The organism is Pseudomonas sp. NMI542_15 (assembly GCF_021283425.1).
In the GTDB taxonomy this organism is placed as follows: domain Bacteria; phylum Pseudomonadota; class Gammaproteobacteria; order Pseudomonadales; family Pseudomonadaceae; genus Aquipseudomonas; species Aquipseudomonas fortuita.
Genome location: NZ_JAJSRO010000019.1, coordinates 14,706 through 35,607 on the forward strand (window position 1 = coordinate 14,706; position 20,902 = coordinate 35,607).

The 20,902-nt window shown below is 55.5% G+C and carries 17 protein-coding genes and 2 pseudogenes; all 19 read left to right on the forward strand.

Going from position 1 to position 20,902, the window contains the following annotated elements; translation table 11 throughout:
- The first annotated feature begins 10 nt into the window (after positions 1–10).
- The 19 genes and pseudogenes from LU684_RS22735 to LU684_RS22830 all read left to right on the forward strand — a co-directional run bounded on the left by LU684_RS22735 (position 11) and on the right by LU684_RS22830 (position 20,902).
- Positions 11–346, forward strand: coding sequence for a hypothetical protein (locus LU684_RS22735; RefSeq protein ID WP_000741275.1), 336 nt, complete (start codon positions 11–13; stop codon positions 344–346).
- Between the two features lie 23 nt (positions 347–369).
- The gene (locus LU684_RS22740) at positions 370–696 is read left to right on the forward strand and encodes a hypothetical protein (RefSeq protein WP_000091614.1); all 327 of its coding nucleotides are present in this window, start codon (positions 370–372) and stop codon (positions 694–696) included.
- Positions 693–1,073 carry a hypothetical protein gene (locus LU684_RS22745; protein WP_001054412.1) on the forward strand — a complete coding sequence of 127 codons (381 nt, stop codon included), beginning with the start codon at positions 693–695 and terminating at the stop codon, positions 1,071–1,073. Before LU684_RS22740 ends, LU684_RS22745 begins: the two co-directional genes overlap by 4 nt.
- Positions 1,074–1,229: 156 nt before the next feature.
- A pseudogene (locus tag LU684_RS22755) lies at positions 1,230–2,509 on the forward strand (HD-GYP domain-containing protein).
- Positions 2,510–2,679: 170 nt separating this feature from the next.
- Complete coding sequence (locus tag LU684_RS22760; protein ID WP_134630299.1) at positions 2,680–3,531, forward strand: hypothetical protein; 852 nt, start codon at positions 2,680–2,682, stop codon at positions 3,529–3,531.
- A gap of 347 nt (positions 3,532–3,878) precedes the next feature.
- Positions 3,879–4,835 carry a replication initiator protein A gene (locus tag LU684_RS22765; RefSeq protein ID WP_134630297.1) on the forward strand — a complete coding sequence of 319 codons (957 nt, stop codon included), beginning with the start codon at positions 3,879–3,881 and terminating at the stop codon, positions 4,833–4,835.
- Between the two features lie 432 nt (positions 4,836–5,267).
- Positions 5,268–5,582, forward strand: coding sequence for a hypothetical protein (locus LU684_RS22770; RefSeq protein WP_014003931.1), 315 nt, complete (start codon positions 5,268–5,270; stop codon positions 5,580–5,582).
- 94 nt (positions 5,583–5,676) lie between these two features.
- On the forward strand, positions 5,677–5,868 hold the full coding sequence (locus LU684_RS22775) for a hypothetical protein (RefSeq protein ID WP_125854362.1): 192 nt from the start codon (positions 5,677–5,679) through the stop codon (positions 5,866–5,868).
- A gap of 271 nt (positions 5,869–6,139) precedes the next feature.
- Positions 6,140–7,279 (forward strand): AAA family ATPase, encoded by a 1,140-nt coding sequence (locus LU684_RS22780; RefSeq protein WP_126551113.1) that lies wholly within the window; start codon positions 6,140–6,142, stop codon positions 7,277–7,279.
- Between the two features lie 124 nt (positions 7,280–7,403).
- Positions 7,404–8,399 carry a ParB/RepB/Spo0J family partition protein gene (locus LU684_RS22785; protein WP_134630296.1) on the forward strand — a complete coding sequence of 332 codons (996 nt, stop codon included), beginning with the start codon at positions 7,404–7,406 and terminating at the stop codon, positions 8,397–8,399.
- 432 nt (positions 8,400–8,831) lie between these two features.
- Positions 8,832–9,947 carry a DNA cytosine methyltransferase gene (locus tag LU684_RS22790; protein ID WP_232891633.1) on the forward strand — a complete coding sequence of 372 codons (1,116 nt, stop codon included), beginning with the start codon at positions 8,832–8,834 and terminating at the stop codon, positions 9,945–9,947.
- A gap of 180 nt (positions 9,948–10,127) precedes the next feature.
- Positions 10,128–10,406 (forward strand): hypothetical protein, encoded by a 279-nt coding sequence (locus LU684_RS22795; RefSeq protein ID WP_134630295.1) that lies wholly within the window; start codon positions 10,128–10,130, stop codon positions 10,404–10,406.
- A gap of 44 nt (positions 10,407–10,450) precedes the next feature.
- Positions 10,451–12,598, forward strand: a complete 2,148-nt coding sequence (locus tag LU684_RS22800; protein ID WP_232891632.1) for an ATP-binding protein — start codon at positions 10,451–10,453, stop codon at positions 12,596–12,598.
- An 18-nt stretch (positions 12,599–12,616) separates the two neighbouring features.
- Positions 12,617–12,760 (forward strand): annotated as a pseudogene (locus LU684_RS22805) (IS3 family transposase); the annotation flags it as partial.
- The gene (locus tag LU684_RS22810; protein ID WP_232891631.1) at positions 12,741–13,778 is read left to right on the forward strand and encodes an ATP-dependent DNA helicase; all 1,038 of its coding nucleotides are present in this window, start codon (positions 12,741–12,743) and stop codon (positions 13,776–13,778) included. The pseudogene LU684_RS22805 and the gene LU684_RS22810, both read left to right, overlap by 20 nt.
- 200 nt (positions 13,779–13,978) lie before the next feature.
- Positions 13,979–15,697, forward strand: coding sequence for an ATP-dependent nuclease (locus LU684_RS22815; protein ID WP_134630312.1), 1,719 nt, complete (start codon positions 13,979–13,981; stop codon positions 15,695–15,697).
- Positions 15,684–17,072 (forward strand): UvrD-helicase domain-containing protein, encoded by a 1,389-nt coding sequence (locus tag LU684_RS22820; RefSeq protein WP_134630313.1) that lies wholly within the window; start codon positions 15,684–15,686, stop codon positions 17,070–17,072. Before LU684_RS22815 ends, LU684_RS22820 begins: the two co-directional genes overlap by 14 nt.
- Before the next feature lie 189 nt (positions 17,073–17,261).
- Complete coding sequence (locus LU684_RS22825) at positions 17,262–19,661, forward strand: type I restriction-modification system subunit M (protein ID WP_232895068.1); 2,400 nt, start codon at positions 17,262–17,264, stop codon at positions 19,659–19,661.
- A complete protein-coding gene (locus LU684_RS22830) occupies positions 19,658–20,902 on the forward strand; it encodes a restriction endonuclease subunit S (RefSeq protein ID WP_134630315.1) in 1,245 nt (414 codons plus the stop codon). The genes LU684_RS22825 and LU684_RS22830 overlap by 4 nt, the downstream gene beginning before the upstream one ends.

Consider the following 20,902-nt stretch of genomic DNA (forward strand, 5'->3'; position numbering starts at 1 on the left):
AGCTCTCCTGATGGCAGCCCGCATCACCGACGACGAATGGGACGAACTGACTCCCGAGAATTTCGATACCACGGCACTGCTGCGTGCAGTCGATGCCGTGGACGTGCTGCGCGGCGATTTGAATGACAGCGCAGACGGCGCACCTCCGCAACTGCGCACCGACCTGTTGAAGCTGCATCAACTGGCAATGGCCGCGTTCAACGAGGGATCACGCAGCCGAGTGGCTGAGCTATTTGATCTCGCCGTGGATCTTCAGGATCAGGTTGATCATCTGATGACCTCGCTGGAACAAGTGCAAGAAACCCTGTCCCGGTTGACGGCGCTCTACCCAGAAAGCCTGTCCTGAATGTTCTTGGAGACAACCACATCATGAGCCGCAGCCGCCGCAAAACGCCCATCGTTGGGCACACGACCTGCCGTAGCGAGCGCGAGGACAAGAAACTCTGGCATCAGCGCTGGCGAACCCACGAGCGCACCGCGCTGGCCAGCGCGTCGCCGGAAGCTCTATGCGCCCATCTGCCTCTACTGGAAAACCAGGTCAGCAACGTCTGGTCGATGGGTAAGGATGGCCGCTCCTACTGGCCCATCAAGCGCCAGGCCGCCACGGCGGATCGCATTGCCAACCACAAGGGACGCAATCCGCAAGAGCGCGCCTCCCTGAAAAAGCGTCTGCTGCGCAAGTGGATGAGCAAATGAACCTGTCCACCATCGAGGCGCTGGCTATCGCTTGGGCGCGAATCGCTGAAGAAGCAGAACTCCCAGCCGGCTACGAGGGCACGGCGACGCCAGAGGCGCATCGGGCCTGCGAGGTGATCCAGGAGCGGATTCGAGAGCACGTCGTCGCCACCAATGACATGCGGCTGTTCGGCCTGCTGCACCTGCTTGGGCAGGCGTCGCTGCGCATGGAGCAAGCGCTGTGGCCGGAAGAATATGCGCGGATGACCCGCGAGGTCGAGGAAGCTCTCCGAGAGGCCGACGACCCCAACGCCAAGTCGTACACCCACGAAGAAGTCATGCAGGCGATGCAGGAACGCATCGACCGAGCGCGAGACAAAGCCATGTTGATCGGCTGACGGAAATTTCGGCGGTTCCGGCTGATCCAAGAATCTTGGCGTGACCTTACCTCCGCTCTACCGCTGGGTGCCAGCCTCGGCGCACGCCTAACCACCCAACTCAGAAAGGAAAATAAGTTGGTAAAACGCATTCCCGTATCCGAGCTTCGTCTCGGCATGTACATCCACAAGCTCGCCGGCTCTTGGGTTCGACACCCATTCTGGCGCGGCAGCTTCCTGCTGACCGAGCCTCAGGATCTCTCTGCCATTCGAGAATGTGGCGTCGGGGAGGTCTGGGTCGACTTGGCCAAAAGCCAAGTCGACCCAGAGAGCCCAGAGAGCCCAGAGAGCCCAGAGAGCCCAGAGAGCCCAGAGAGCCCAGAGAGCCCAGAGAGCCCAGAGCCCAGAGCCCAGAGCCCAGAGCCCAGAGCCCAGAGCCCAGAGCCCAGAGCCCAGAGCCCAGAGAATTGTCGGAGGAGCAATCTCTGCCGTCTAGTCCACTAAGCAAGAAAAGTGACGGCGCAACCTCAATGGAGAGCGAAATGTGTTATGCACGGAAACTCTGTCTTGCGGCCAAGTCCCAAGTCATGGACATGTTCCAGGAAGCCCGGCTTGGCAAGGCCGTCGACCCAAGCACGACGTTGCCGCTGGTCGGAGAAATCGCTGCCTCGGTGCTGCGCCAACCTCATGCCCTCATCAGCGTCGCACGCATCAAAACGCACGACGATTACACCTACCTGCACTCGGTTGCCGTCTGCGCCCTGATGCTATCGCTGGCCCGGCATCTCGATCTAGACGAGGAGCAAACGCGCCTGGCTGGCATCGGCGGACTGATGCACGACCTAGGCAAGGCCGCGATGCCGCTGGAAGTGCTTAACAAACCAGGCAAGCTCACCGATGCCGAGTTCGCCATCATGAAGCGCCACCCTGTGGAGGGCGCAAAGATGCTGCGCGCAGGCGGGGCCGAGCCCGGGGTGGTGGACATTGCCCTGCACCATCACGAGAAGATCGACGGAACCGGCTACCCGGATCGCTTGGCCGGTGACGCCATTTCACTCCTGGCCCGCATGGGCGCAATCTGCGACGTCTATGATGCCGTGACGTCGGAGCGAGCCTACAAAAAGCCGTGGGACCCGTCCGCGGCGATGCGGCAGATGGCCAAGTGGGAGGGCCATTTCGACAAACGCATCTTCCACGCCTTCGTCAAGGCCGTGGGCATCTACCCCGTCGGCTCCTTGGTTCGCCTGTCCTCTCAGCGTCTGGCCGTTGTCGTTGAGCCGGGAATGGAATCACTGCTGACTCCCAAGGTTCGCGTGTTCTTCTCGCTACGCTCGAGAGAGCCGATCCCGATGCAGACCATCGACCTGGCGGCCACGAGTTGCAAGGACAGTATCACTGGCCCCGAAGACCCGACGCTCTGGAACTTCAAGAACCTCGACGACTTGTGGATGGAATAGCCCCCACAAAACGACGGCCCCGTGAGGGAGCCGTTGAACATCGTCGAGCGATGCCCGTCCAGGGAGGGATGGCCGAGCTCGATTCTCCAGAAGGTAGCTGGTGACACGAGTGTTGAGCCCACCCAACTAGGGTGACGGAAATTTCTGGGGTTCCGGCTTACATCCCCAAGATGAATCCTGTGCAAATGGGCTTGAGCTTTGATGAAACCGTCGCTGAAGCTGCTTTCGGCGGTAGCGAGAGCTGGTGCTCGCTTGAATATACCCATGATGCCTATAAGGCGATGCTTGACACTGCCGCTGCCCGATTGCATGACGTACCCGCCGAAGTCCGACCGCTGTTCGAGCAGAGCATCGAATCATGTCTTCAAGCATTGCTTCAGGAAAAGCGCTGCGGTACCGACACCGTTCAAACTGGCTCGTTTATGTGGCGATCGGCATTGCCTGTGTCCATGGATCAATGGGCGGATTTGTCATTCCTTGCAGACGCTGGTGGCGTGAATGGTTGCCGTTTCAAGCAGCGCCGCGCACCGCGCTCGCAAACCTTGGGCATCCATGTTCCTGGCGTCGGCTCAATAGTCGTGCAGGCCTGGCTGAAAAGCGCTGAACAGCGTTGCTGGTGTGAGTTCGTACCGTGGGAGTCGAGTTTCTTTCGGACCAGTCATCGTGACGTTGTCCACCTGCATAAGCTTGACTCTCACCGCTGGGATGGTGCTGTTTGCCCTGCAGCGTTCGCAGAGGCGGGCGACAAGGTCCCGACTGTTCCAACGGTGAAGGTTAATGGCCGACAATTTGTGATCATGGGCGCTTCATATTCCCGTGAGTTTCGGGATAGCCATGGTTGGACGTTCGTTCGGCATTGTGACTGGCCGATGCAGACTTACAGCTATGCGGAGCTGTGCAAATTGTGGGATGCAGGTGTCCTGGAGCGAGGCGATTGCCGCGGCCTAATGGCCAAGGTGCAGGGTGAGCTGTGTGTAATGGCTGAGATGGTCATGCTCTACGACGATAAAGTCTTACCGTAAGCAGAGCGAAGCCCGGTCGGCGGCTACCGGTTCCGGGCTTCTACCAGAAAAGAACTCGTCTAGGAGCGTCTGGGTTCGGACATGATAACGACTGCAACCAGCTACCTCAACCAACCCTACTACGCGAGATGGGAACGTGGTGCGCGTTTCTACGAGCTGCGGATCCTCGTCGATCTGATCGGTCACACCGTGGCAATGCGGAACTGGGGTATCTGCGGAGAGCACGGTGTCGGTGAAATACGAACCGTATTAACCTCGGATGAGGCCTGCACAAAACTGATACACAGGGTGAGTCGGCAGCTGCACAAGCGTCGCTATCTACCTGTGTACAATGGCGGGAACGCGTAATGATCGAGATGAAGATGGCCGATATGGCAGCGGACGATGATAAGCCACTCAAGAGAGGGCGAAAGGGGCATGTAGTACCCTACGTACAGACCGACATGTTCCAGGCGAACATTGTCGAGTGGCCAGTTAAGGATGACCTGGCCAGCATGGAGTTCCCGCTTTTCAGCTTGTCGACCAAACCTGATACAAGCGTACGTGAGTACAGCCAGCCCGGTACGAACAAGCGTGTACGCATCATCCCGCCAGTGATCGGTGCCGCCACCGTTTTCGACAAAGACCTGTTGCTGTTCCTCGGATCGCAGATCATCGAGGCCCGTAAAGCTGGGATGCCAATTTCCAAGCGGGTTAAGTTCGACACATACGATTTTTTGACGGGTACATCCCGCGATCCTGGTGGAAACGCCTATTCGAACGTCCTGGACATGCTTCGGCGATTAAAAGGGACGCAGCTCGAAACCAATATCGTTACTGGTGGTCAAGAGCAGACGAAAGGGTTTGGCTGGATCGAGGACTACACCGTCACCAAGACCGCATCCAATGGCAAAGGCGTGTTGGAGTGCGAAGTCGTGCTGTCAGAGTGGATCTACAACGCCTTCCTGCATTTTGAAGTGATGAGCATTGATCGGCGCTACTTTGGGCTACGAATGCCTCTTGAACGGCGGTTGTATGAACTCGCTCGTAAACACTTGGGTAGCAAGATGATTTGGGCCGCGGACATTGTTGCGCTGCAGCAAAAATGTGGCTCAAAACAGAGCCTCACTCATTACAGAGCTGAGATCCGCAAGATCATTCAGCGTGACCTGTTGCCGGACTATCACATGGGGTTGGATACCAGTGTGAAGCCTCATCGAATCGTGTTCTACACGCGCGATGAGCAATCGCTACTCGAGGAGCTCGCGTCCAAAGGCGAAATGGACTGGTTCGCTGCGCTCGAAAAGCGCGACATGGAGAGTTGAATGCCGGCGCGATCAAGGTTTGAGCAACACGGTCATTTGAACGGGGAATGTAAAGACTAGGCTATTCGAGAATTAGCTGGACTGCAGCACGGACGCTATGCGGCAGCGCAGGCGCAGGCTCAAGATTGGCCAAGATCGATTTGCCCTGGCCGAGTCCACCTCCCCTGCTCTTCTCAAGCGTCATCATCTTCTAGGCAATCGCCTTGTGGCTGAAATCACCACCACCTGGCTGCTCTGATGAGTTGCCTTGGCAGCGGCTGCTGCAGCTGAACGCCTGAGCAAACAGCAACACCGAGAAAAAATAGCCGAGTCGTCGTATATCGCCGACAAATAGTGTTGCATGCGTACGTACATACGTATAGTGTGTGTAAGGAGACCCACCGAGTTGTGCCTGGCGGCTACCAGGCTAACCAAGCGTCTAGGAGCAATATCATGAAGCGCATTTCGTTATGGTCCGTTGATCGCGACGATACCCTCCACATCGATGATGAAATCGAAAAACTGGAAGAAGCCCATTCTGTAATGATCTCCGCGAATCGTGCCCTAGTAGAGGGCGATGATTTGAGCCTTACTCGTTTGGGATTCGATAGTGACCACATCGACGATCTGAAAGTACGTCATTCCGAGGGTAAACCAGGCTTTCCTGCTTATGTTTTGCGCAACCTCCAGGACACTATCCAACAGCTGTCCGACTTGAAGCGTGGCGCCAATGACGGCCGCGGTGCGAGGTTGGTTGAGCAGCAGTAAGGGGCGATGCGTACGCATTGTACGTGCGTACGTATCTATAAATAAGCAAACGGTTTATCATTGTCGCGACTTCAATCCATATGGGGGCCTGTTCATGGCATCACGTAAAGACGCTGCGCCAGCACCTTCGCAACCCAAGCGGAGCGCCAAAACGATCACCATGCGCGACGACTACCATGAGCGCCTTCGCAAGCAGGCATTCGAACAAAACACTGCTATGTCATTCCTGATCGAGCAGGCACTTGAGATGATGTGGGGCATCGAGTCAACTCCGCCCACTAAGTAACCCCTCAAAGCGGGTTCGCAACGAGCCCTGCTTATCGCCTCTTTGCCATAAATCCCCATCCCCTCCCCCTTTCAGATGCTCTAAGCCTTCGCCTTGCTGCGACGTAGGCGCCTGCGCGAGTGCGTGGGCCGCTCATATCGTTGCTACTAGCAACACTATCGGCCAACAGGTTCAGGTATTTTGATTAAAAAACTCAAATAACCTGAATTCCACGGTTTACAAGAGGAATTCAGGATTTATACTGAATGCAACAGCAAAACGGAGAAGTGCTATGAACTCGAATGTGGAAATGGTCGAAGATGTTGCAACCTACGTGGATTTCAATGAGTTGTTTTTCACACCTCGTTTCGCCGCGGACTGCTTTGGCCTTACGACTCGGCGCCTGAAAGACATCGAAGAATCGAACAACATCGAGATCCGTCGTGTGCCACGCGGAACCGTGACCTCTCGGGTTTATACGCCATCAGACCTTTTCGATTTGGCAGCACTTCGCCGTGAGCTTGGTCACTTGAAGGGCTTGGCGCGCCAGGTGGTCATGTCCACCTACATCTCGAAGGGTGGCACCAACAAAACCACCACAGCGGTCGGCCAGGCCATTACCTGTTCTCTCGCCGGTTTGCGCGTTCTTTTGGTCGACAATGATCCCCAGGGTGATACGTCGAGCATGCTCGGCTACGATCCGGACGCTACTCCAGAAGATCTGCAGGAGCTTGGAATCCCTGCTGACCGCATCGTTGATGGTCACCTCGGCCACTTGATCAGCCCAATGCTTCGTATGCGTTCGTTTCAACCCAAAACGCTTGATGAAGTCATCAAGAAACCCTTTGGTGAAAATGGCCCCCACCTGATCCCAGCCGACGCATCCCTAGAAGACCTGGGCGTGGCGTTGGACGCAGCCAATAATTCGGATATGTGGTACGCGAAGTGGGTTGAAGATGGTAAAGCCGGCAAGATTTCAGGCTGCGACCTATCGCAATACGACGTCATCATTTTTGATAACGCCCCCGCAGGCTCGCGCCTGACCAAAAACTCGGTAGCGGCAAGTGATCTGCTTATGAGCCCAGTCCGAATGGACAAATTCTCCTTCAAGGCGATCTTGCGACTGCATGACTGGTGCGCTGGTTTCGCACGCGAATACGGTTTCGCCCCTGAACTGGTAGCTGTGCCGACCATGTTTGCCAAGGGGCGTCCTCGGATGTTGAACAACCTGTACAGGCTGAACCAGCTTTTCCCAGGCCGCGTAACAGAGGAAAAGATTTATCACTCTGCTGACTATGTGAACTCCCTCGATGACGGTGTCCCCCTGATGTTTTGGAAGGGTGCTAACCGGGACACCATCGAAAACGCTCGCGCAGTGCATGCCGAGGTTCTGGAAAAGATCCGCCGTGTTGCTGCTCAGCCCCAAGAGTGAGTGTTGCTAGTAGCAACAGGGATCATTTTTTCAAAGGTGTTGCTACTAGCAACACGCAACGATTTTGTTGCTAGTAGCAACAGCAGATTGGAGTGTTGCTAGTAGCAACACAGGAGGGTGATTAATGAAATCCACCGACTACCCAGGCAAGCCAAGCACGGCAATGGCATCACTGCGCAAGCCTACGGAAATGCCGCCAACCACAGGTAGCCGTGGTAGCAGGGCGGCGATGCTCCAGCAGGCCATGGGATCTGTGCAAGAGGCTGATCACACGCAACTCATTGCTCAAGGCGCTAAAGAAGGTCAACTGATACTCAAAGACGAATGGCTCGAGGAGGTCCTGGTTGAGCTGATCGATCCCTCTCCGTATCAGCCAAGGATGTTCTTCGATCAAGCAAAGCTTGAAGAGCTCGCTGGCTCGATTGACTCTGTGGGCCTGGGTAAACCGATTACAATCCGGCCTGTAGGGGAGCGTTTCGAGCTTATCGGCGGTGAGTGCCGGTGGCGGGCTCACAAAATGCTGGGTCGCGACAAAATCATGGCTCATGTAAAGCCAATGTCAGACGACATGGCGATGCTTTTGGCAATCACCGACAACCTCCAAAATGAGCTAACGGATTACGAAAAAGCTGTGAGCTATCAACGATATATGCTGAAAGGCGCTGATAAAAGCCAGCGGGCATTGGCTCGACGCCTTGGTGTAGATCACACAGTCGTGAACCGCTGCCTTGACCTAATTCAGCTGCCCGAACAGATCAAGGAAATTCTGAACACCAAGCCCCACTTGATTACAGCGAACTATGCGAAAAAGTTTGTGGAGCATTCAAAGGCGGATGTGAACATCGTCCATCGCATTGTGATTCAGATGGCCGAGAAGGGGACTGGCCAGGAGGCCGCGCTTCGCATGATTGGGCAGAAGCTTGCTGCTTGCAGTGGTCCTAAGTCCACGATAACAGAACCTCGGAAGCTGCAAGGAGTTGGCTCAGTTCGTTTGAATGGGCGCAAGTTGGAATTCAAAATTGATAAGGAAGTGGACCCTCAGAAAATCATGGATAAGCTCGCAGCTTTCCTTGATTCGATTGATGCCTCTGAATTTGCGACACAGGGCACGCGAAATTGAGCATGGCCAAGCCCGCCCCGATCGGGGTGGGTTCAATCAGCTAACGGAGCGAAATGCATGGGAATGCCTAGTGAACCACATCACGTCAGGTACGTTCTGAGCCTGGCTAGGCAATGTCCGTTTCCAGACTGGCTCTTGCTAGAGCTGCCAAGCGGCGAGTGGGGTGCATTCTGGCAAGCAGGGCTTGATGGAACATGGGCAACCGCTGTGTGGGAGGGCGATTTTACCGCGTGCTCTTTGGTGCATGCTGATAGACAAGTGGTGCTGAGCCACATGGAAAAGTACCAGACAAAGTAACACGGGCCAGCGTGGCACACTCGCATCCGTTTCGTTGAATGCGTACGTACGTACGTGTATAATGTTCTTGTGTTAGACATCCTGCAGGGGAGGCGGCTACCTCCCCTGCAGGTCCACCAGTCTAGGAGCAAGAGCATGAATGGTTTCTCTGCCGTCCGATCCTACCCAAGCAGTGCCCCAGAGCATCAGCGCGCACTTACACCAACGCCATTGAGCCAATTTGTAACCCCATATGCTGCAGTTCTCCAGCAAATGTCGGAGGAGGGCGTTCATCGCCTGTTCACAGCCCCTTTGGCAAGTGAGGTTATCCGACTCAGCGCCAAGGCTCGTACTCACGGCATGCTGTCACTGGACGATGCTGCTGATGTCATCAGCACCTGGAAACAAAAGGCCGTGTCTCAAGGTTCGACGGGCGATAACAGCGATAAAGTCGTGTTGTCGCTGTTTGACAAAAGCGGGCAATGGTCGGCCCCTTGGGCTGAGGCCGGCTACCAGGTATACCGGTTTGATATTCAAGACAACCCAGAGCTAGGAGACGTCAGCAAATTCGACGTTGAGTTCTTCATGGAGTACTTCGGTGACTTCGAAGGGGCAGAGGTGTATGCGATCATCGCAGCTTGTCCTTGCACCGATTTTGCGAACTCGGGGGCTAAGCACTTTGCAGCCAAGGATCTCGATGGGCGCACTGCTGCGTCAATCGAGCTGGTTCATCAGACTCTGCGACTGGTCGAGTACTATCGGCCGTCGATCTGGGCGATTGAAAATCCAGTAGGTCGAATCGAGAAGCTAGCTGGTCTGCCACCATGGCGCCTCAGCTTCAACCCCTGCGATCTTGGCGAACCGTACACGAAGAAAACCCTTATCTGGGGCCGCTTCAACGCAGACTTGCCCGTTGCACCGGTCTATCCAACCGAAGGCTCAAAAATGCACACACAGTACGGTGGGAGCAGCCTGGCCACGAAGAATGCTCGTAGCGTGACACCAGAAGGATTTGCTTACGCCTTTTTCATGGCCAACAACGCTTATCACCATCCAGCCTTGGAAATCACCGGGAAATATGACCGCATCGATCCGCGGCTCCTATCGCTGGCCATTGATAACGGTCTGAAACTTCAGGATCTCTCCAACCTCTTGGACGATGCCTACTACGACTGCGATGACGATGCCGTGACCAAGCTGTTGAGTGATCTTCTGGGGGAAAAGTCCTTTTCGGTGGTCGAGTCCACCGGGCAATTGGCAATGCTGATCTAGAAGGACGCCTGATCCACCTGATGCGCCGGGCGGATCTTTTTAGTGTTGCTAGTAGCAACAGCCGAATGTTGCTACTAGCAACAGCCTGAATGGCTGGTTTACAGAGGGCGAAAGGCTAGGGCACAGGCCTTATCATGTGTGCTATATTCCGTATTCAGGCCATTATACGGAATTTGCAAAATGTCACTTGAAACCTTCAATCACGACGAATTGCTCCAGGAAGTGAAATTGATCCTGGATGGCTCTCATCCCACCTACAAAGGCAGAGATGGTGCCGGCCGGTTCCTGCGGCGCGTAGGCCGAGACTACAACTCGGAAGAGTTTGCCAAAGACCTCGACCAGCACCGGGACGATTACGCCAAGCGGTTCGGACTGGACACACCCCAAATCGAATGGATCGCGCAACAGGTGCGGGCTGGGTCTGAAACCCCGGATCGTCCTCGCCGACGTATGCGCTGAGATGGACATTGCAACCATTCCGAAACCCATGAAGGAGGTGCATCGTGCTTCTACCTTTTGAGCTTGACCCGCAGATCATTCATCACATCATCTACAGCCAGGCCGGTTCCATCGGCAAGGCTGTGATCGAGTTGATCATGAACTCGGTTGACGCAAAGGCCACCACGGTGAGGCTCACCATGACCAAGGCTGGATTCGATTGCGTCGACGACGGTACTGGTTTTGCGAGCCGTGAGGATGTTTTGCGGTACTTCGGCCGATTCGGCACGCCGCATCAGGAAGGCGATGCGACTTACGGGCGGTTCCGTTTGGGTCGCGGCCAAATCATGGCGCATGCCAGAACTGAGTGGGTATCCAATCGCTGGTCGATGCAGGTTGATACTCGGGTCATGGGGTACAGCTACGAGCTTGAGGATCTCCAGGAACCGTTTAAAGGGTGCAGTATCACCGGCACCTGGTACGAAGCCCTCAACGACCTTGAGCTGATGTCCGCGGTGCAGGAGATACGCGATTTGGTTCGTTACACGCCCATTAGCGTTGAGCTGAATGGGCGTGTCATTACGCGCAATCCGGCCAATGAAAAATGGGATTTCGAGGACGACTGGGCTTACTACCGGGCCAAAGAAGAAGGCCCCGTCTCGATCTACAACCAAGGTGTGCTGATTCGACATGATTCGTCTCATGTCTGGGGAGCTGGAGGCCTGATCGTCTCGAAGAAGGCGATCAACCTCAACGTTTCCCGCACAGAAATCCTGCGCAAAACCTGCCCCGTATGGAAACCGATCGCCAAAGAGTTCAGGCGCCTAGCCGAGGCTGTATCGGCAAAGCTGGGGGATCACCGGAAGACTGAGGCCCGTCGGGAAAAATCGGCGCGATCGTTGCTCAGCGGTGACGAGAATATCTGTGAAGTATTTGCAAAGGAGGAGGTGATCACACTACTCCCGGGCAAGCGGCACATAACGCTGATGGAATTTCGACTCAAGGCATTCAACTGGCACAAGGGAACATACACCCTGATCGAGCATGGGGACGATATTCCCAAGGGCGAGGCTATTGCTCGAGAAGGTCTGATTCAAATTGTCCACCCTAAGACCTTGGAGCGCTTCGGATGCCACAATCACATCGATTTCGAGGAAGCGCTCGATCGCGCCCTTTGCAACGTCAGTGAGGCAGCACAGGCCTTTGAAGACCGCGGCGAGCGTGCTCCATGGTTCTGGCGTGGAAAAGCGCTCGATGCGCCAGCTCTGGCCGCATATTCCACGTTCCGAAATGCCTTCATCGAAAGAACGCAGATCGTTGACGACCGCATAACGCTGGACAAGGAGACGCGCAGAGCGTGGACAGCGCTGCGGTGGTGCCTCCAGCACTATGCGGGCGCATGTATTGGGGCAGAACGTTACAGGGATGGAACCCTTCGCCACGGCGAAAAGCGGATGCAAATCCTGCTGGGTGAATCGAACACTGCCGAGGCTTGGACGGATGGGCGAACCTACCTGGCCATCGGTTGCGATATTGTCAAACGGCTCAATAGCAAGCCATTAGAGACAGTGGCTTACATTTTCGGCTTGGTCGAACACGAAGTCGCTCACCAGGGCGACAGCATCGCATGTGGCCATGACGAGGCCTTCTATCAGCGTTACCACGATATCTCGATCCGAATGGCCCCCGAGCGTCAGCGGTTCATGCACAAATGGCTCATGAAATACACCATGAGCTTGGAGCGTGAAGGGCAGAAAAGCCGGGGCAGGGCATGGAGCGAGCGATATCTCGTCGACCGAGTAGGCAGCGGCCGTATGAAGCGCGGACTTTCCCCTGTCATTGAGGACATGTCGGCAGATCCTGTTGTCACCGAAGCCGTTCCAGAGCAAAGCATGGCGTTGCTGAACATCATCAACGCTTCATTGGTTCAGACAGGTGCATGCCCGGAGCCGCCGAACTGGGAGGCGGTTCGCGAGCAGGCTCGCATCGATCAACAGGCTGTTACTGAGCGTGCGCGTGAGGCGCATGAAAAACGAAAAGCGGAAGACGCCGAGTTGGAGCGCTACATCAACAGCGTGGAAGACGACGCCGCCGCCGATCTGCAAAAACTCCTCGCACTCGAAGCGACAGAATTCCCCCAGGGCGTCCTGGCTTATCTGGTCAGTTGCGTGGTGATCTTGCCCAGTCCCAGTGGACACCCCGTTAAGCGATAAACTGCAACGAGGTGAATCATGGCAAGACAAGCAACCCCAATGAAACAGACCCGCACCCGCCATTCCCAAGCCTACAAGGACGAAGCGCTGGCTTTGGCCGAGCGCATTGGCGTCAGCAAGGCTGCCGAACAGCTCGGCCTGCATGCTTCCCAGCTCTACGGCTGCGGGCTTCCTTCGTAGCGTGACGGACGAGGACATGGGTGAGTGCCCAGTTGTGGTGATCGATGAAGCCTCGATGCTGGACAACGTGACGTTCTACAAGCTCACCCAGAAGCTACCAGCGGGAACGCACCTGGTTCTTGTGGGTGACCCGTTCCAGCTGCCTCCCATCGGCGCCGGGTTGGTCTTCCACGTTCTTTGCCAGCTATCAGCCATTCCAGTCACCCGTTTGATCGAGGTTAAGCGGCAGGCCAAGGGATCTGAGATCCCCGTTGCAGCAAGCGCCATCCGAGAAGGCAAATGGCCCGCTTTCAGCGCGCTAGAGAGTGCAGAGGTTGTCTTCATCCCATGTGCAGAGTCGGAAATCAGCTCTGAAACGATGCGTCTCTATGAAATGGACAGGGGCAACTCTCAGATCCTGGCCGCTACTCGGTCGAGCCCATATGCAGGGGTTGAGACGATCAACCGACTGTGCCACCTGCGCTATGCGGCAGGTGCTCGTCAGCTTGAGGTGATCAATGATGAGTCGGGCGTTCTCGAACAAACAGGGTTTTGTGAGGGCGATCTGCTTATCTACACTGCCAACGATTGGAACAGGAACCTACAAAACGGTCGGCTAGGTCGGTTGGTGACCGTCTTTGATGAGCCAGTCAAGGTCAATACTGGCACTGAGGAGAGACCGTTGTGGCGTTCAGCGCTCGCCCGAGCTGAATTTGAGGGTGCTCAGCACTACCTGTTCGACTCCGACGTTGACCTCATTCAGCACGCCTATGCGATCACCGTTCACAAGAGCCAAGGCTCTCAGTTCCGACGTGTCATCATTCCCGTGGTGAAGTCCAAGGTGCTTGATCGCACTTTCGCTTACACAGCGCTGACCAGAGCCCAGATCCAGGTCATATTTGTTGGCGACGTTGATGCTGTTAAAGAGGCGGTTGCTCTGCCTCCACGCGCATTTTCCCGTCAAGTGGGTCTCAAGGCCATGCTTGAAGATGCCCTGCTGTCGTTGTGCCAAGCTGCCTAACAAGCGAATCATTGCAGCTTTTGCACAAGAGCAGGCAGGGCCTAGGTGAACACGTCCATCGATCTGCTGTTGTTCAGCTGTCAACGCTTCGCCATACCTCCACATCGGGTCTTGCGACAGCAGGTAGGGGCGGAATTTTCTGGAGAATTCTGGGTTTAAAGCTAGCCTTGATCGCAATAGGCCACTTTTTCAGGTGATTGATGCGTGTTGAGCAGTTGAAGGTCAAGAATTTCAGGGGCATCAAGCATCTCGAATGGAACATGATGGAGCAGTCAATCTGCTGTCTGATCGGCGTAGGCGACAGTGCCAAGACCACCGTTTTAGATGCAGTGGAGGCAGCGCTTTCTCCTCGGTGGATGACTTTCAACGAGGCTGACTTCCACCATGCCAATACCGCTGAGGACATCGAGGTCGAGGTCACAATCGGCGAGTTGTCGCGTGCGTTACTTTCAGATGGTCGTTTCGGTTTGTATCTGCGCGGCCTTTCTCCAAATGGCCGGCTCAACGATGAGCCTGAGGATGCGGACGAGCCCGTTCTCACGGTGAGGCTCTCGGTCGACGCGACCATGGAGCCGGTCTGGTCTTTGGTTTGCGATAGGTACCCGGTTCCCAGGGTGCTTTCGAATAGGGACAGGGCAATGTTCTGTCTCGTCCGTCTCGCTGGGGACGAAGCGCGGCATCTCACCTGGGCCCAAGGATCAGTCCTTTCGAAAATGACCGAAGCGAACGATGAGACTGCTCAGATGCTGGCTCATGCTTATCGCTCCGCTCGCCAGAGCGCGAATCTTGGTGCGATCACGGAGCTGGCGCAGGCAGCTGCGTCTGCGGAAACCGCCGCTCGTTCTCTTGGCGCTTACATCAATGAGGCCTACTGCCCGGATTTGGAATTGGGGCGGGGAGGATTTAACTCGGGGTCGATTGCATTGCACGATGGTTCCGTACCGCTGCGGCTGGCAGGGCTCGGAACCCGGCGATTAGCGACATTGGCTATACAGCGTTCGGCGATAAGTGAAGGGGCGATTGTCCTAGTAGACGAGCTGGAACAAGGCCTTGAACCTCATCGCGTTCTTGGGGCCATGGCGCAGTTGAAGAAATGGCAGAAGGAAGCTGAAGGCGATCAGCTCGCAAAAGGACAGATCTTGATGACCACACATTCGGATGTGGTTCTCGCTGAGCTGCCGCCACCCTCCTTATTCATCGTATCTCGGTCACCGGCTGCTATCGCTGACATTAAGCATGCCTCATCGAATGGAGACATATCCCGCGTCCTGAAGGGTGCCCCACGAGCACTATTCGCTCGGCGAATCCTCCTTTGCGAGGGCGCGACAGAATTGGGCTTGATGCTCGGCTTGCGGGAGCATTACCCAGACCGGCACGATGGCGTCCCTATCGAGCAATTAGGTGCAGCCATCGTCGATGGTGGCGGATCTGCAGGGCCACCGTTGGCTCTTGCCCTACGCGCCCTTGGGTACCAGGTTGGTCTGTTTCGGGACTCGGATCGGAAGCTCGATACTCATTTTGTCACCAAACTCAAATCCCAAGGTGTAAACGTCATTGAGTACGGTGGCGAGCTTAATACAGAGAGAGCAGTTTTCCTGTCGGCGTCGAACGATCAGGTTGATGGCCTGCTGGATTTGGCAGCAGGATTTGTGAGTGAGCCGACGCTCAATGATCACCTTGCAAAAGAATTTCCAGGGGTGGATACCTCAGATAGCTTCAATGACTGGGATTTGGCGATCGACCTCACCGAATATCGTAAGCGTCTGAGTAATCTGGCTGCAGCGAAGAGCTGGTTCAAGACTGCTGAGCGTGGCCGGGCGATCTCCTTTCTGGTTACGGGTATCGTGGCCGGCTCACCTGCTTCCCCGCTAGGGGGTTGCCTCAACTCTGTCGAGCAGTGGCTATATGGTGACGCCTGAGTCCATCCTGGCGCTCAGCCGCAGGGCTGTAGTTGCTCCAGCCGGCCATGGTAAGACGGAGCTGATTGCTAAAGTTGCAGGGCTGGGCCGCAGGACTTTAGTACTCACCCATACGCATGCGGGCGTACATGCCATTAGGTCGCGCCTGAAGCGAATGCATGTGCCCAGTGAGTCGGTGGTGGTGGATACCATTGCTTCGTGGGCGCGGAGGTACGTTCAGGCCTTTCCTAATCGCTCAGGGAGGCAGGCGCTACATCCCACGAAGCCCAACTGGGACGATGTATATCTCGGTGCAGTATCAATCCTGCAAAGCCCTGTGGTTCAGGAGGTCATCAAGGCTTCCTATGACCGGGTGCTTATCGACGAATACCAGGATTGCGAGCAGCACCAGCATTCCATTGCCATGTGGCTGTCGTGCATCGTCCCTACCGTGGTGTTTGGGGATCCGATGCAGGGGATTTTTGAGTTTGTTGAGACCAAAATTTCTTGGAACACCACTGTTGCAACCAGCTTTACTCCAGCATTCGATCTCGTCGTGCCTCACCGCTGGGCAAGTGCGAATGTGGAGCTAGGGCGATGGATTGCTGAGACTCGGCAGAAGCTAATGATCGGCCACCCGATTGACCTTCGAGATGGGCCTGTCACCTATATCCAGAGCAACGATGCCTTTGACATGTCGTTGTTTTTCGATGGGTTCGATACGAGGTCGGGTACCACAGCAGCCATCAACTGTTGGCGTAAGACATGTGATCAGTTGGCCAAAAGCACCAAAGGTGCCTTTCAAGCGATCGAAGAGATAGCTGCACGACGTCTTATGGACTTCGCAGATATCTGGGATATGCCTGGGTCAACGCCCCAGGCACGTGCCGAAGCGCTAAGGTCATTGGTCGATGACGCGATTACCCGTGCGGCTCCTAGCCCTGGAAAGCCTTCTGATCCAGTGCTCGACATCGAGATCTATGCTGCATGGGCGAAACTCTCGGTCGGTGGCTCTGCTATCAACGCCTTGGACGTTCTAAAGCTGGAAAGGGGCCATCCTCTTTCAAGGACGTTTCGTGGTGAGCTTATCGCAGATACGAGGCGTGCTTTGAATGAGCTTGTCGAGGGACGGCATCAAAGCCTTGTCACGGCCTCTGAAGCGGTTAGGCAGCGCCTCAGCCTGACAGGAAGGGCTCCAGTCGCTAGAACGATCTCAACCCCTCTGCTCTTGAAGGGGTTGGAGTTTGACCACGTGCTGATTCCTGATGCTTCGCACTACACCACCCAGAGGTTTGCCGCTGCGAAGCTGTTCTACGTGGCTATTTCGAGAGCTAAACACACGCTCACGATATCCAGTAAATCGCCGATTTTACAGTTCCCGCTGCCTAACCTTTAGGTAGATATTAAGTCTGTAGAGGCGAGTTGCTTCAGGGAATAGTCTGCGAGGCCACTTCCAATCCATAGTACGGCGCAAGATGAAGCTCGATACGCGTTTCTGTTACTCTCACCATCCTTTCGGCAGGGACGCGGACGAGACCTTGCTCCTTAGCGACCTGTCATCCCGCATTGCTAGGTAGTACGCTCGATGGCCATCAAGAAATCCGAACTCTATTCCTCCCTGTGGAAATCCTGCGACGAGCTGCGCGGCGGGATGGATGCGTCGCAGTACAAGGACTATGTCCTGGTGCTGCTTTTCATGAAATACGTGTCGGACAGGTACGCTGGTAATCCACATTCGCTGATCGAGGTGCCGGAAGGCGGAAGCTTTGCCGACATGGTGGCGCTCAAGGGCGACAAGGAGATCGGCGACAAGATCAACCAGATTATCGCCCGCTTGGCTGAGGCCAATAACCTCACCGGCGTCATTGACGTTGCCGACTTCAACGACCAAGAGAAGCTCGGGAAGGGTAAGGAAATGGTCGACCGCCTGTCCAACTTGGTCAGCATTTTCAACACGCCGGGGCTGGATTTTCGCAGCAACCGCGCCCAAGGCGATGACATCCTCGGCGATGCCTACGAATACCTCATGCGCCACTTCGCCACCGAGTCCGGCAAGAGCAAGGGGCAGTTCTACACCCCAGCCGAGGTGTCGCGGATTATGGCTCAGGTCATCGGTCTGGCGAGTGCTACCGACAGCAAGCAGAGCATTTACGACCCAACTTGCGGCTCAGGCTCGCTGTTGCTCAAGGCTCACGACGAAGCCAAAAGCACCACAGGTCTCGACTTGGCTATCTACGGCCAGGAGATGGACAACGCAACCAGCGCCTTGGCCAAGATGAACATGATCCTGCACGACTGCCCAACGGCGGAAATTTGGAAGGACAACACCCTGTCCGCACCGCATTTCAAAGACCCAATGGGTAAGCTCAAGCTGTTCGACTTTATCGTCGCCAACCCGCCGTTCTCCACCAAGGCCTGGAGCAATGGCTTCAACCCGGCAGAGGATGAGTACAACCGCTTCAGCTACGGCATTCCGCCTGAGAAGAACGGCGACTACGCCTTCCTCCTGCACATGCTTACCTCGCTGAAGAGCACCGGTAAGGCGGCAGTGATTCTGCCCCACGGCGTACTGTTCCGGGGCGGTGCCGAGGCCGCCATCCGCAAGCGCATCCTCCAGCAGGGTTACATCAAGGGCATCATCGGCCTGCCGGCCAACCTGTTCTATGGCACCGGTATTCCTGCGTGCATCATCGTGCTGGACAAAGAGGGCTGTGCCGGGCGCAAAGGCTTGTTCCTGATCGACGCCAGCAAGGGCTTTATCAAGGACGGCAACAAGAACCGGCTGCGTGAGCAGGACATCCACAAGATCGTCGATACCTTCACCCAGCAGATTGAGGTGGAGAAATTCGCGCGCCTGGTGCCAATGGCCGAGATCGAAGCCAACGACTTCAACCTGAATATCCCGCGCTATATCGACACCCGCGAAGCAGAGGATCTTCAGGATATCGAGGCCCACCTGCACGGCGGTATCCCCGAACCTGATATCGACGCCCTGTATGCCTACTGGCAGGTGATGCCTAACCTGCGTAGCGCGCTGTTCGAGCCCCTGCGCCCCGGTTACCTCAGCCTTAAAGTCGCTATCAGCGAGATCAAGCCGACCATCTTCAGCCACCCCGAGTTCGAAGCCTTTCGCCAGACGGTGGCGGGCCTGTTCGAGGCCTGGCGTGCCGAACACCGACCGAACCTTGCCGGCATTACCATTGGCGATCAGCCCAAGGCGCTACTCAAAGAGTTGGCCGAAGATCTGTTGCATCGCTTCGAGGACGCGCCGCTGCTGGATGCCTACGACGTCTACCAGCACCTCCAGGACTACTGGTACGCCACCTTGCAGGATGATGTGTACCAACTGGTGATCGATGGCTGGAAGCCGCTAATTGCCAGTGGTTTAAGCCAGGGCGAACCCAATACCGACCTGCTGCCGCCCGAGCTGGTCGTACGCCGCTATTACGCTGCCGAAGCTGCCGCCATCACCGAACTGGAAGCCAAACGCGACGCTACCAGCCGCGAACTGGAAGAGCTGGACGAAGAACAGGGTTGCGAGGATGGCCCGCTGTCCGAAGGTAAGACCAACAAGGGCAAGCTCACCGCCGCCAGCGTCAAGGCACGCCTGAAAGCCATCAAGCACGAGTTGGATGTCGATGAAGAACGCCAAGCGCTGGAAAATTGCCTGGCACTGATTGAGCGCGAGGCCGAAGCCAGCAAAAAGATCAAAGCCGCGCAGAAGCTGCTGGATGCCAAGGTACTGGCCCACTTCGCCAACTTGAGCGAAGCCGAGCTGAAAACCCTGGTGATCGACGACAAATGGCTGGCCACCCTGCAAGCCGATGTGCAGACCGAACTGGATCGGGTGTCCCAGGCCTTGAGTGGCCGCATACGACAATTGGCCGAGCGCTATGACACACCGCTGCCGGCACTGAATGCCGAGGTGGAGGCGCTGGAGACCAAGGTGAATGCACATCTGATGAAGATGGGGTTTTCTGTATGAGTGTGGAGATTACACCGGGGTACAAACAGACTGAGCTGGGTATAGTTCCTGAAGACTGGCAAATTCAGTCGCTCCCTGAAGCCCTTCAGTTCATATCCGGAAAGGCCCATGAGCAATTCATTAATGAGGCAGGGCCTTATGTGGTTGTCAATTCAAAATTCATCTCAACGGAAGGTGGCGTAAGAAAATACTCATCTGAAAACTTTTGCCCAGCTAAGCGCGGCGATGTACTAATGGTGATGAGCGACCTACCAAACGGTCGTGCTCTTGCAAAATGCTACTTAGTCAAAGAGGACAAGACGTACGCCGTTAACCAGCGCGTGTGCATTTTTAGACCCGTCAAAGGCTCTTCCGAGTACTTTTATTATCTTCTCAATAGAAATAATTACTTCATGCAGTTTGACGATGGAGTGCAGCAAACTCACTTGCTAAATCCCATGATCTTAAACTGCCAATTAAAAGTACCTCCTGAGCCTGAGCAGTACAGAATTGGTCAAGCTCTGGCGGATATTGATTCCCTGATTAGCAGCCTGGATCAACTGATCACTAAAAAGAGCGGCATCCAGCAAGCCGCCATGCAGCAGCTTCTCACAGGCCAACGCCGCCTGCCGGGATTTAGTGGGGAGTGGCCGATGATGCGACTGGGGGGGCATATGACATTTTTGAATAATGGCACGAACTCACGCGCTGAGCTATCCACTGAAGGTGATATTCACTACCTGCACTACGGCGATATTCATGGCAGCCAGCACCTACTATTGAATCCTGCAATAACATCTATGCCCTGTCTGTCACGAGAAAAAGCAAAACGCTTAGATCGCTTGCAGAATGGCGATTTGGTATTTGCTGATGCGTCAGAGGACTTGGATAGTGTTGGAAAATCTGTCGAAATTCAGCTGCCTGAGAATATGCAACTTGTTTCAGGCCTACACACTATTGCAGTGCGCTTTGACAAAAAAATAATTGCGGATGGTTTTAAAGCTTATTTGCAGTTCATCCCGACCTTTCGCTCGCACTTACGTCAGCTAGCAGCCGGCACCAAAGTCTATGCCACCAATCGTGCTCATATCGCTAGTGCTGAGCTAAAAATTCCGGGGACAGAAGAGCAAGCTGCCATTGCAAACATCCTCGCCGATATGGGAACCGAACTCGCCGTCCTCGAAGCGCGGCGTAATAAGGCCCGTCAACTCAAGCAGGGAATGATGCAAGAGCTACTCACAGGCCGTATACGCTTGCTCTAA